9 protein-coding genes are annotated in these 13138 nt (G+C 48.5%); 8 read left to right on the top strand and 1 reads right to left on the bottom strand.

Features of this window, described 5'->3' with window-relative positions:
* Window positions 1-146: 146 nt before the first annotated feature.
* The 3 genes from pepT to V7S65_RS13555 all read left to right on the top strand — a co-directional run bounded on the left by pepT (window position 147) and on the right by V7S65_RS13555 (window position 2602).
* The gene (gene pepT, locus V7S65_RS13565) at window positions 147-1394 is read left to right on the top strand and encodes a peptidase T (RefSeq protein ID WP_336386780.1); all 1248 of its coding nucleotides are present in this window, start codon (window positions 147-149) and stop codon (window positions 1392-1394) included.
* 85 nt (window positions 1395-1479) lie between these two features.
* Window positions 1480-2196, top strand: coding sequence for a MotA/TolQ/ExbB proton channel family protein (locus tag V7S65_RS13560; RefSeq protein ID WP_079470399.1), 717 nt, complete (start codon window positions 1480-1482; stop codon window positions 2194-2196).
* Between the two features lie 10 nt (window positions 2197-2206).
* Window positions 2207-2602 (top strand): ExbD/TolR family protein, encoded by a 396-nt coding sequence (locus tag V7S65_RS13555; protein WP_079470398.1) that lies wholly within the window; start codon window positions 2207-2209, stop codon window positions 2600-2602.
* A gap of 55 nt (window positions 2603-2657) precedes the next feature.
* Here V7S65_RS13555 and prmC read toward each other — a convergent pair whose 3' ends face one another.
* Window positions 2658-3512, bottom strand: a complete 855-nt coding sequence (gene prmC, locus V7S65_RS13550) for a peptide chain release factor N(5)-glutamine methyltransferase (protein ID WP_159454325.1) — start codon at window positions 3510-3512, stop codon at window positions 2658-2660.
* A 108-nt stretch (window positions 3513-3620) separates the two neighbouring features.
* On the opposite strand from prmC, the gene ribD reads away from it, so the two are divergent.
* The 5 genes from ribD to V7S65_RS13525 all read left to right on the top strand — a co-directional run bounded on the left by ribD (window position 3621) and on the right by V7S65_RS13525 (window position 13138).
* Window positions 3621-4664 carry a bifunctional diaminohydroxyphosphoribosylaminopyrimidine deaminase/5-amino-6-(5-phosphoribosylamino)uracil reductase RibD gene (gene ribD, locus V7S65_RS13545; protein WP_336386781.1) on the top strand — a complete coding sequence of 348 codons (1044 nt, stop codon included), beginning with the start codon at window positions 3621-3623 and terminating at the stop codon, window positions 4662-4664.
* Window positions 4665-4690: 26 nt separating this feature from the next.
* Window positions 4691-5293: an IMPACT family protein gene (locus V7S65_RS13540; RefSeq protein WP_079470395.1), complete on the top strand. Its 603-nt coding sequence runs from the start codon at window positions 4691-4693 to the stop codon at window positions 5291-5293.
* A gap of 285 nt (window positions 5294-5578) precedes the next feature.
* Window positions 5579-7387 (top strand): type VI secretion system Vgr family protein, encoded by a 1809-nt coding sequence (locus V7S65_RS13535; RefSeq protein WP_159454324.1) that lies wholly within the window; start codon window positions 5579-5581, stop codon window positions 7385-7387.
* A 16-nt stretch (window positions 7388-7403) separates the two neighbouring features.
* Window positions 7404-8774, top strand: coding sequence for a hypothetical protein (locus tag V7S65_RS13530; RefSeq protein ID WP_336386782.1), 1371 nt, complete (start codon window positions 7404-7406; stop codon window positions 8772-8774).
* Window positions 8775-8809: 35 nt separating this feature from the next.
* On the top strand, window positions 8810-13138 hold the full coding sequence (locus tag V7S65_RS13525; RefSeq protein ID WP_336386783.1) for a DUF6531 domain-containing protein: 4329 nt from the start codon (window positions 8810-8812) through the stop codon (window positions 13136-13138).

Here is a 13138-nt window from a genome sequence, read left to right as displayed (position 1 = left end):
GTTCGATCATACCCTATAATTTTGGTTTTTTGTCTTAAAAAAATAGACTTTTGAAGAATAAATTACTGTTTTGGATATTGTGAGAGATGGTAAAACAGAATAATCTACGGCAGAAGTGTGAAGATGATTTTCCTTACGTTTGCAATATGTTTACAAATTACTCATATACAGTAGATAAACGCTTCATGCGTTACGCACAGATAGATACACAGTCGGACCCGATGAGCAACACTTTTCCTACCACGGAAAAACAAAAGGATCTTTCCCGGTTGCTGGTAAAGGAATTACAGGAAATGGGTATTACCGATGCAGAACTGGACGAACATGGCTATGTGTATGCCACCATCCCGGCCAACACGGACAAAAAAGTACCCGTGATCTGCTTTTGTTCACATGTGGATACTTCTTCAGACAGCAGTGGCACTGGTGTAAAGCCGATTGTACACCACCAATACGATGGCGGCGATATTGTTTTGCCCGATGACGAAACAGTAGTGATCAGCGCAAAAGAACATCCTTACCTGGCCAGTAAAAAAGGCGACGATATTATTACTGCCAGCGGTACCACACTGCTGGGAGCAGACGATAAAGCCGGTGTGGCCGAAATCATGGATGCCGCCAATTTCCTGATGACGCATCCCGAAGTAAAGCATGGAGCCATCCGTATCCTGTTTACCCCGGATGAAGAAGTGGGCCGCGGTGTGGAAAAAGTGGATATGAAGAAGCTGGCCGCCGATTTTGGTTATACCATGGATGGTGGAGAACTGGGTTCCCTGGAAGATGAGAATTTCTCGGCAGATGGCGCCAGGATCACGGTTTATGGCATCAGCGCCCATCCCGGTTCCGCAAAGGATAAACTGGTAAGCGCTATCAAAATAGCCGGCGAAATCGTAGATGCGTTACCGAAAGACAGTCTTTCCCCTGAAACCACCGACGACCGCGAAGGCTTTATCCACCCGGTTCGTATACAGGGCACCGTAGAAAAAACAGAAATCGATTTTATTATACGTGATTTTGAAACCGCCCACCTCGAAGCGCATGAAACTTTCCTGCGCAGGATCATGGAAAAGGTGCTGGCAAAACATCATGGCGCAAAGGCTACGCTGAAAGTAACAGAGCAGTACCGCAATATGAAAGAGGTGCTGGTAAATCATCCCGAAGTAACAGCCAATGCAGCGGAAGCCATCCGCCGCGCCGGCGTACAACCCCTGAGAATGAGCATCCGGGGCGGTACCGATGGTTCCCGCCTGTCTTTTATGGGGCTTCCCTGTCCCAATATTTTTACCGGTGAAATGGCGCTTCACAGCAAACATGAATACGTAAGCATACAGGATATGCAGAAAGCGGTGCAAACAATTGTGTATCTGGCACAGGTTTGGGAAGAGAAGGCATAAATATTGCCGCGCACATTCGCAAATATTTTATTACTTTAACCGTTTATAGTAGTGTTCTACTTATGCACCCGTTAAAATATAGTTCATGTTGTTAGGTTTTATTACGTTATTACAGGATTCTTTATCGTCTCTTCCGGCTGATTCAGCAGCCCTGGCAGCCGGTGCTGCCGGAGCCCCGGCGCCGGAAATTCATCTGATAGATATGCTGATGAAGGGCGGTGTGCTGATGATCCCACTGGGGATACTTTCCCTGATAGCTGTATATGTATTTGTGGAAAGAGCCATCACCATCAGTAAAGCCGGCCGGTTGCCTGATAACTTTATGCCCATGATCCGTGATCAGATCACCACGGGGAACATGCAATCTGCCAGATCACTGGCAAAAAACACCTACGGACCCATTGCCCGTATGATTGAGAAAGGAATTCAGCGCATAGGCAAGCCTATTGAAAATATTGAAAAATCGATGGAGAATGTGGGTAAACTGGAAATTTACCGGATGGAGAAGAACCTGGTAATCCTGTCTATTATTGCAGGTATTGCTCCCATGTTCGGCTTCCTCGGTACCATTGCAGGGATGATCCAGACTTTCTTCAATATCTCCATTACTTCTGATATCACACTGGGAACCATTGCCGGCGGTATCTATGTAAAGATGATTACTTCTGCTTCCGGGTTAATTATCGGTATCGTGGCTTTCATCGGCTACAGCTACCTGAATGCCCAGATAGACAAGGTAGTAAACAAGATGGAAGGCGCTTCTGCTGAATTCATCGATATTTTGCAGGAACCAACCCGCTAAAACCACCCTCATGAATTTACGCAGACGAAATAAGAGACAGGTGGAAATGCACAACTCAGCACTGAATGACATTCTGTTCATTCTGTTGTTGTTCTTTCTTATTGTTTCCACCCTGGCTAATCCGAATGTGATTAAACTGCTGCTGCCCAAAGCGAAGAGCAATACCAAGTCGAAACAAACAGTAGTAGTCAGTATCAACGATAAACGCGAGTTTTTTGTAGGCACCAATAAAGTGACCTTTGACCACCTGAAACAGGCGCTGGCGCCTTCTATCGGTAATGAAAAGATTGATCCCACCATTGTTATCAATGCGGAAAAATCTGTACCGGTGGAAGACGTGGTGAGTGTGATGGAAGTGGCCAGGGAGATGGGGGCCAAAGTAGTGCTGGCCACCGCACATAAGTAATAATGCCTTTAACTTATACAGAACCTGGTGGTATCATACCACCAGGTTTTTTTATTTATATCTTCTTTCCTTTTACCATCCTGTCTTTCCCAAACATATCCTGCTTCAGTGTTACTTGTGTAAACCCAATATGCTCCATTAACGCTACCACTTCTTTTCCCAGCGCTTCATTGATTTCAAAATAGAGGGCGCCGCCGGAAACCAGCCTGGAGTGCGCCATTTCGGAGATATGCCGGTAAAACAGCAGCGCATCATTATCCGGAACAAACAGGGCCAGCGACGGCTCGAAGTCCCAAACCCGCTGCTGCATGGAGGTTTGCTCACTCTGCGTGATATAGGGGGGATTACTCACAATCATATCAAACTCCGGTAAGCCTGCCATCTGTTGCGGGTTCAGCGCATCCAGGTGAAGGAACCCAACATCCAGCCGTTGGCGTGCAGCATTGCTGCGCGCCACTTCCAGCGCGCCTTCGCTCACATCTATGGCAGATACCTGTGCATCCGGCAATGATTTTTTTAATGCCAGCGGAATGCATCCGCTGCCGGTGCCTACGTCCAGCAGGTGAAGCCGGTGGCGGTGTGCGGCGTCCTGCACCATCCATTCTACCAGTTCTTCCGTTTCCGGACGGGGAATCAATACATTTTTATTTACGAGGAGTTCCATGCCGTAAAACCAGCTGGTACCGGTGATGTATTGTACCGGTTCATGGCGCTGCAGGGCTTCTATGGCCGCCTGGAGACGTTGCTTCTGATCGGGGGAAAGGATTTTTGTTTTGTGAACAATCCGGTCCAGTTTACTCATACCCGTTAGGTATTCCATTATGATATGTGCAATGTTGGCGGCTTCCCGCTCATCATATAGTTCACTGATGGCGCCCGTAATATAGGTAAAGGCCGTTTGTATAGTCAATATAATCAGTTTAAGGCATGTGACAGGAAAAGTGCAAACCTGGGGGAGCGGCATTTTCCATTCGTTAAAAACGATACTTTTGCAAAAATATTACTTCGCCCGGTGATTATGAATAGCACGTTCAATGAATTTTATATGCAGCGTTGCCTCGAACTGGCCGCTATGGGAGCTGGTCAGGTGGCGCCCAATCCAATGGTGGGAGCCGTACTGGTACACCAGGGGCGTATCATCGGGGAAGGCTATCACCGGCAATACGGGCAAGCCCACGCGGAAGTGAACTGTGTGAACAGCGTGGCGCCGGAAGAACGTTCGCTCATTCCGCTGGCTACCATGTATGTAAGCCTGGAACCCTGTGCGCATCATGGTAAAACGCCGCCCTGCGCGGATCTCATAGTATCGCAAGGCATCCGGCAGGTGGTGATTGGTTGCGTGGATACCTTTTCAGCTGTAGCCGGAAAGGGCATCGAAAAACTGGAGAAAGCCGGTGTACAGGTGCAAACAGGCGTGCTGGAAGCGGCCTGCAGGCAAATCAACCGCCGTTTTTTTACTTTTCATGAACAACAACGCCCTTATATTGTACTGAAGTGGGCGCAGAGCAGCAATGGCCTGATCGCCGGCGCCGGCGGGGCGCCCGTGCGGATATCCAATAAATACAGCGACCGCCTGGTACACAAATGGCGCAGCGAGGAAATGGGTATCCTGGCAGGCACCCGCACCGCGATAAATGATAACCCCCGGCTCAATAACCGGCTGTGGACGGGGAAAGACCCGGTGCGCCTGATCATTGACCGGGAGCTGAAAGTGCCAAGGTCCCATCACGTATGGGACGGCAGCATTCCTACTATCTTCATCACGGCCACAGCGGCGGAAACGCATGGTCTTACCGAAACCCTGCAGCTCGATTTCAATACCGCCCTGCTGCCGCAACTGTTGCAGCAGTTACACCGGCGGCAGATCCAGAGCATCCTGGTGGAAGGAGGCAGCAATGTGCTGCAGCAATTTATTGCAGCCGGTTTGTGGGATGAGGCGCGTGTTATCACGGGTACGGATACACTGCCGGAAGGACTGGCAGCGCCGGTACTCACCAACGCATCGCTCACGCATACCTTACAGGTAGCCGGCGATCGTATCGATTTTTATCATCCCGCGTAGTTTTAAGCGCGTATTAAATTATTTTGATGGAGGTTTATTTTACAATTGATAAAACAGCAGTAGCAGAATTTAAAGACAGAGGCAGCAAATTTCTCGCGTACGCATTTCCCGTTAAATCGCCTGAGGAAGTAAAAGAATGCCTCGGAGAGGTGAAAAAGGAACATCCAAAGGCCACCCATCACTGTTATGCTTACCGCCTCGGCACCGCCGGGCTCCAGTTCCGCGCCAGCGACGATGGAGAACCTTCCGGCTCAGCAGGCAAACCTATCCTGGGGCAAATAGACAGTAAACAAATTACGGATGTGCTCATTGTAGTGGTGCGTTATTTTGGCGGTAGCCTGCTCGGCGTACCCGGACTCATCAATGCGTACAAAATGAGCGCAGCCATGGTGCTGCAACTCATCCCCGTGATCCAGAAAAACATTGAAGCCAAATATCATCTCAGCTTTGATTACACCATTATGAACGACGTAATGATGGTGGTGAAGCAAAATAACTGCACCGTTATTTCACAGGAATTGCAGCTGTTCTGCGAAATGGTGATCGGCGTTCCAAAATCGGGCGAAGAGCTTTGCCTGCTGCGCTTAAAAGATATTTACGGATTACAGATACAACCACAAAAACCCTGATAAGAAGAATGGATGATCCTGGTAAGCAGGCGGATGTTACAACATGTAGATAGGAATCCGTACTTCAGGATCATCTCCCCAAAATACCCCCGAAAATATTTTCTCCATTTAGATAAAATGAGAGAGTCGTAATATAAATTTCCTTAAATTTAATTTTGTTAACTAGGATTTCCTTAACCCGTTTTTCAGGTGTTTTTTGAGATGAGATCTGCCCGTACAGCAGCGCCCATCCAGCTTTTTCAGATCAGATATAGGACCATATTAATATTAAAAGCCCCCCTGTATATGTTACATACCATAACAACCGTATCTATTGCTGACAAACAGTTTAAACAATTTCATTCCCTGCGCCTGGAACAACAGTTACAGGGACATCATCATTTTGAGCTGAAAATAGGCTACGACTGGCTGCAGGAGCTGGGCCCCGGTATGGTGTCGGCTACCAAAGCTTTTCTGGGAAAAGAAGTGAGCATCACCATACAGGCTTTTGAACAATTACAAACATACGAACCGCTTATTTTCAATGGCATTGTAATGTCTGTCAGCTCCGGAAAAGAAAGCGATGGTACACATGGTTTTTGCGTGATCCGCGGATACAGTCCCACCGTTTTGCTGAGTAACGACCTGCATGTACAGACGTTTGAAAACCAGGACCTCAGCGCTATTGTGAACACTACGCTGAAAGCGGGTGGTCCCTACGTATCACGTCCGCTGGTAGATCCCAATACCACATCGCCACTGAAATATATTGTGCAGTACAAAGAAACATCGTTCGATTTCCTGCACCGGCTCTCAGAACGTTTCGGGGAATGGTTTTTTTATAACGGGCAACAGGTGGTTTTTGGAAAATACCAACCCCGTGAGGTATCACTGGTACACCTGGTTGACCTCATGAGCTTCGACCTCGAAATGAAAGTGCAGCCAAATAATCAGCAGTTGAATGGATTTGACTACCGGAACAACAAAGTGGTGGAAAATACCACAGTGGCGCAGCCTGCCGGGAAAGTCAACGATTATACCTCACATGTACAGGGACTAAGCGAAAAATTATACAGTACCCCCTCCACCTATAAAATGAACCACGCCTTTACCAGCAACGCCAAAGCAGAACTGGATACGCTGGTAACCCGGCAAAAAAAAGGACGTATGGCCGCTATGGTGCAACTGAAGGGCAGCAGCAGGCATACCTCGCTCCGGGTTGGGGATCATATTTCCATCCAGGAGAGTGTATACGCAAAAGATGATCACGGGAAATTCATGATCTGGGGGCTTACCCATCATGTAACCGGCAACGGCGACTATTACAACGAGTTTGAAGGTATCCCGGCAGATGCGGCCGTTCCGCCGGTGAACCTGGAAAATATCCCCTTCTGTGAAGCACAGAGTGCCACAGTAGTAGACAATCATGATCCTAAAGACCTCGGGCGTGTAAGAGCGCGTTTCAAATGGCAGCAACAGGGCATGACGCCCTGGATGAGAGTGGTGGCACCCCACGGTGGTGGCAGCAAAGGCATGTATATGGTACCGGAAAAAGGAGAAGAAGTAGTGGTGGACTTTGAAGGTGGCAACCCCGAACTCCCCTTCGTATTGGGAACCACTTACAACGGGGAAGGCAAATCGGGATTTGGCACCGCCAACAACGACATGAAAGCCATCCGCACCCGCACCGGTATTTCCATTTTACTGAATGATGCCGACGGCAGCGTTACCGTTTCAGATAAAGCCGGTAATACCATCTTCATCGATGGCACAGATAAAATGTCGCTCTTCTCCAAAACAAAAATGTCAATATCTTCCAAAGAAGTTGAAATAACCTCCGAGAAATTTAGCATCGCAGCCTCTGAACAGGGCTCTATTGTTGCCAAGAAAGGCATCTACCTGGAAGGCACTGAAACGGTCACCGTAAACAGTAAGGATGCCGTAGTGAAAGGAGGCGACTCACTTACACTGATATCGAAAGACCTGCTTGCCTCCGGCAGTAAAAATGCCAACGTTACCGGCGCCTCCGTTATGGTAAATGGTACAAAGGATGTTACCGTAAGCGGGCATGGCGATGTAATAGTATCCGGTGGGCTGGTGAAAATAAATTCCTGATCCTTAAAGCTCACTTATGACAACCTCACCAACTATCGGGCAGGAGTTTTATAAAGTAAGGGAAACATGGGCTACCGCCGACAGTGATCACCAATGGAAACTGGCCATCTGGCAGATACAATATGCCGACGTGGAAATTATTGATAAATTCCTGGAAACCGAACGCACTGCCATTGGTGTTTTTAAAGAGATATTTTTCAGATTTGATTCCCCTTACCAGGAAGATCACCAGGCATATGAACAAGCGCTGTGGAATGAATTCCTGGAATGGTTTGAACCCCTGCCACGCGAAGAATATGATGTGTACGCCGCCATGAAAAAAGATGGCCTGCTGAAAACAGATTATCATCCCGACCGCAGTCTGCCGCCAACAGCACAAAGTATCTGGAAGGAACTGCGGCGTTTTATGGGCTGCATCCGCAGCCTGGAAGATACCGGCTGCTGCATTTATTTTCCCGCTTTAAGACCCGACCAGCCCGATGCCGGCGCATGGTACGCGGATGTGCTGAAAAAAGGATTGCCGGAAGGTATCCGGCTTGTTACCATAGATATAGTGGCCAATTCCCGTATCACTATTCCCAAAATATTTTCCAACCAGGTAAAAGTATTGCAGCCATCCCTGCAAATGGTGGCGGCCATTAATCACGAAATGGATAAAGGTGGTGGCAATTCCGACACCATCAGTGTAGATGCACGTTTCCGTAAACAGATCCGTAAAGTGATGGATTGCACTACACAACCCGATTCACCTGCGCTGGATCAGGAAGTATCAGCACTGCTTTCACTCAGTAAAAAAATGGGCGGTGAACCCCACGAAGTAGCCGGTATGATGATAGCTGCCCAGGCGTATTTCATGGCGCGTGAATCTGATAAGAGCGCGGGATATGCAGATAAAGCCATCCGGTTATCCAGGCAGCTGATGGACAGGAATGATCCGGCAGGCTATCCTACCTGGAAATCCTGCGTGATGATCCACGCCGCTATACTGGCCGGCAGGAAGAAAAGAAAACAGGCCATTGCACTGTATGAAGCACTGGCGCTGGAAGCCGTAAATAAAGGCGATGCCTTTATGATCATGGAAGGATACCGGCTTTGCGGGCACCTGCATTATGAACTGGGACAATTGAATACGGCCTTTGAAAACCTGTTGCTGTCCATGACCGGCGGCAGCTACCTGGAACGGGAAGTAAGAAGGCAATCAACTTTCCTGCATGCGGCCGCGATGGCAGTGCACCTGTGTGAAAAGATCCGGGGACCGGAAGATCTCGCCATATTGGAAAGTAACCTGCAGGAATTATTAGGCGACGACTGGCATACATTACTACAGGCGGAAGGCATGGACAAAGCAACAGTGAGACGTAAATCCACCTTGTTTGAGTTTAACTAAGATCCTATCCCACGGGGGAATAAAGTAATCATATCATGGCTGTAGAAAACAAAGGCTTTGGGGCATTATTTGCGGAAAAGAAAAACTCACTGGACCATATCCAGAAAGGAATGGCCAGTATCTTACCCGCTTTCCCGGGAATGCCCGCCGCAAAATATTTTGACCTCGGCATAGGTATCGACTTTCACGATTCCGTATTTCCTCCATCACCGTTATTGCCGGTCCCTCACATCGGTATGGTGTTCGATATTATAGGTGCTATTATGGCTGCTATTGCCAGCGTGGTGCCACCGCCACCACCACCGCCGCCTGCAGAGGAAGGAAAAGAACCGGCGCCGGAACCGTTTTCACTGGCAGCTACCGCACAAATGCTGGTACATGCACTCAGCCCTTCCGTAAAAGTACATAACCAATGGGTGGCCAATGCCGGTACACCCATCCTGCATTTACCCGCCATCATTGCACATTTGCCCTTTCCCATTGTGAAGCCCAAAGCGGCATCCGAAATGTGGATGGGTAGTTCTACTGTGCTGGCAGACGGCGGCCCTTTTTCCACGCAGTTTCATCCCGCGCTGTCGTGTAACCTGGTGGGACTTCCTTCACCGCCACGGCTGAATAAAAAGAGTACGGCTATGGCGTTAATGGCGCCTACTTCCATGTTGCTGATCATGACTTCTTCCGGGAAACCGGTGCTGGTGGGTGGTCCGCCGACTATCGACCTGTTTCAGCTCATGTTTAAACTGGGGTTGAAAGGACTGTCTAAAGCAGCAGGCGCTGCTTTACAAAAAGTAGTTAATAAGATAGAAAGCCGGTTTCCAAAGCTGGCAGGCGTACTGCAGGATTTTAAGTGTAAAAGGTTTGGAGAACCTGTGGACGCGGTAACCGGAAGAGTGGTGTCTTCCAATATAGATTTTGAATTACCCGGCCCCATACCGCTGGTATGGGAACGCACTTATTACAGCGATGCAGAAGTGCAGGGGCCGTTGGGTTACAACTGGCACCACAGCTATAATCTCAGTCTGTACAATCTGCATAACGGCTACTTCAGTATCCGCCTGGCAGATGGCCGCGAAACAGTGATGCCGGCACTGCCTGCAAACAGCAGCTATTTTAACAGGGCGGAACAGTTGTGGTGGCGCCGCGACAACAGCGGTTATTACCTGGAAGATAAAGAGCAGCTCCAGTATCGCTTCAATGCCCGGCCAGCTCCCGATGGCAGTTGCATGCTATCTGAAATATATAGGGCAGGATTCCGGATTCAGTTCCGGTATAACGGGCACGGCTATCTGCAACAGATCATCGACAGCGGCAACCGGCTACTGCAGGTAACTACCGATGAACAAGGCCGTATTGAAGGGATTCACACCCGCAAAGGAGCGGAAGTTATTCACCTCGTACGTTATTCCTTTGATGAAGCTGGTAACCTCGCAAGCACCACCAATGCGCGGGATGTCAGCAAATACTTTTTTTACAAAGGGCATTTAATGGTGCGGTTAACCAACCAGAGCGGATTAAATTTTTACTGGGAGTATGAAGGCAGGGGAGATGAGGCGCGTTGTGTTCATACCTGGGGAGATGAAGGCGTATTGGAATACCATGCACAGTATGGAAAAGGGAAAACTGTTGTTACTAACGGTCTTGGTCATACGACAATATACTATTACGACGAACGTAATCTTATTTATAAATTCATTGATGGCAACGGAGGGGCTACCCTGCAGCATTACAACCGGTATGATGAACTGGAAGTAGTGGTAGATCCTGCGGGTAATACCGTGAAATACGAATATGATGCCTATGGAAATAAAGTGAAAGAAACCAATGGCAACGGAGAATCCACCTTGTTTTATTATGACGAAGAGCAACGGTTAACAGGCGTTAAAACACCCGGTGGCAGACGAATGGAATGGACCTACAATGAAGAAGGGTTGTTGGTGAAGAAAAAGAACATGGAAGGAGTGGTAACACGGTACAGGTACAGAGGTCCATATCTTACACAGGTAACCTATAAAAATGGCCGCACCTTTGAGCTGGAGTATGATGAACAGCATAATCTCAGCGTGATTACCTCCCCGGAAAATACACAACGTCACTGGAAGTATGATGAATTAGGACAGTTGATAAAAGAAACTACTGAAACAGGCTATTGGTACGCGTATGAATACGATGCTGCCGGTAATGTTATCCATGTGGAAGAAGCAGATGGCAGTATTCATCAGTTCAGTTACGACGCTGCTGATAACCTGGTGAAAGCGGGGGACGGTCAGCGGGAAGTAAGCTTTACCTATGGACCACTGGGCGTGTTAACGGGCAGGAGTCAGCATGGTGTGAATGTGCGGTTTAATTATGACCAGGAATTGCAGTTGCGCAGTATTGCCAACGAAGGCGGAGAGCTGTACCGGCAGGAGCCGGATGCAAATGGGAATATCATCAATGAATGGGGTTTCGATGGTGTGCATTACCACTACGAACGGGATGCCGCAGGCCATGTGAAAAAAATATTCCGGCCGGATAATCGCTGGACCACCTGCGAATATGATGGTACCGGTTTACTGGTACGGGAAGAATACAACGATGGCAGCGTTACTGCATATGGATATAACAAAGACGGGCAGCTGACCGGCGCCTTCAATGAAGACGGAGCAGTTACTATTCAACGGGACGCCTATGGTCACACCATCAGCGAGGTGCAGGGCGCTTACGCAGTGAACCGTGAATACAATGAATGGGGAGAACCGGTTTTTGTAGGAAGCACCCTGGGCGCTGCTATTCAACTGGAACACCATGCCGCAGGATATGTACAGGAAATGCAGGCGGCCAATGGACCGGGAGATTCCTGGCAGGCGCAGTGGAAACACAATGAAAGCGGACTGGAAGTATTGCGGATGTTGTCCGGTGGAGTAACCGTGCAAACGCAGCGCGACAAACAAGGAAAGGTAGTGAGGCAATCTATCGGCGTACATAAGGCAGAACAAAGCCGCATCCGTTATGAATGGGGAAGGAATACAAAGTTGCGCCGGATGGTGAATGAACTGAGTGGGGCGCAGACGCAGTTTTCCTATGATGAATTTGATAACCTGGTAAGTGCCACCTATGGCCAGGCAAACGGCGCTGCAGTAGACACTGTTTATCGCATACCCGATAAGCTGGGGCATCTTTTCAGGACACCCGCACGAACAGATCGCGTGTATGGTAAAGGCGGGCGCCTGCTGGAATGTCCGGATTACTTCTATTATTACGATGGAGAAGGAAATCTTATCTGTAAGGAATTCCGGCACAATCACCAGGTGGCGGAAGATAAGCAGGCATGGGCGAAGGCAAATAAAGTAGTATTAAAAGGAAGCCATACAGGTTGGGTGTATGAGTGGAAGGCAAACGGATGGCTGTGGAAAGTGATCACACCTTCAGGCGGAGAAATTGTATTCAGTTATGATCCGCTGGGCAGGCGTATCGCGAAGGTGAATAAAAGGAAGCAGGAGGTAACCCGCTGGCTATGGGATGGCAATGTGCCATTGCATGAATGGCAGTATACCGGCGATTATCCACCACATCTTGAAGCGGTGGCAGATGGTGTGTTGCAGATAGAACAGGAGCCGGTAAACAACCTGGTGACCTGGGTATTTGAAGAAAGTTCACTGGTGCCCTGTGCGAAGCTCACCGCAGCGGGGTCTTACAGTATTATTGCAGATCACCTCGGCACGCCGGTGCATGCATTTGATATGGCGGGAAATAAAGTGTGGGAGCGGGAACTCGATTGCTATGGAAAAGTAAGACGTCTGTATGGTGATAAAACATTTTGTAATTATCTTTATCAGGGGCAGTATGAAGATGCAGAAACAGGATTAAGTTATAACAGGTTCCGTTATTACGACTCAGGAAGCGGCATGTATATTTCCCAGGACCCTATTGGATTGCTGGGGGGGATGAAAATGTACGGCTATGTGCATGATCCGAATAGCTGGGTAGACGTGTATGGATTGACGGGCGGTGCAGGAGCAGGATCAGGCCGGGGCTGGCTGAACTGGGCCAAACAATGGCATGATAAACGTGCCGATGAGATATTCGGAACAGGCAATAAGGGACGTTCTATCGCCGGGCGTAATTATGATAAATATTATGACGGCAAAGATATTGAGTTCAAATCTGATAACTTCTCCAAAGGCCCGAGATCAAAAGAATCTTTAGCCAGGATGGATAAACAGGTGGATAAGGATATTGCCAACAAGGTTGCCGGAAGAGCAGATCCGCACTGGCATTTTGACCACGATCCAAGTAAAGCGGCAGATATGCAGGATTTACTGAAGAAAATGGATGAAAACGGAATTACCCATACACATGGCAAAACATATCCTGGTCACCACTAA

Origin of the sequence: Chitinophaga sp. CCNWYY40 (genome assembly GCF_037483205.1) — a bacterium.
Taxonomy (GTDB): Bacteria; Bacteroidota; Bacteroidia; order Chitinophagales; family Chitinophagaceae; genus Chitinophaga; species Chitinophaga ginsengisegetis.
The sequence above is the reverse complement of the archived record's forward strand: the minus strand, read 5'-3'. Positions and strand labels throughout refer to the sequence as shown.

Excerpts from the sequence above, each read along its gene's own strand:
- pepT (WP_336386780.1), top strand. The coding sequence starts at position 147 with ATGTTTACAAATTACTCATATACAGTAGATAAACGCTTCATGCGTTAC.
- V7S65_RS13560 (WP_079470399.1), top strand. The coding sequence starts at position 1,480 with ATGTTGTTAGGTTTTATTACGTTATTACAGGATTCTTTATCGTCTCTT.
- V7S65_RS13555 (WP_079470398.1), top strand. The coding sequence starts at position 2,207 with ATGAATTTACGCAGACGAAATAAGAGACAGGTGGAAATGCACAACTCA.
- ribD (WP_336386781.1), top strand. The coding sequence starts at position 3,621 with ATGAATAGCACGTTCAATGAATTTTATATGCAGCGTTGCCTCGAACTG.
- V7S65_RS13540 (WP_079470395.1), top strand. The coding sequence starts at position 4,691 with ATGGAGGTTTATTTTACAATTGATAAAACAGCAGTAGCAGAATTTAAA.
- V7S65_RS13535 (WP_159454324.1), top strand. The coding sequence starts at position 5,579 with ATGTTACATACCATAACAACCGTATCTATTGCTGACAAACAGTTTAAA.
- V7S65_RS13530 (WP_336386782.1), top strand. The coding sequence starts at position 7,404 with ATGACAACCTCACCAACTATCGGGCAGGAGTTTTATAAAGTAAGGGAA.
- V7S65_RS13525 (WP_336386783.1), top strand. The coding sequence starts at position 8,810 with ATGGCTGTAGAAAACAAAGGCTTTGGGGCATTATTTGCGGAAAAGAAA.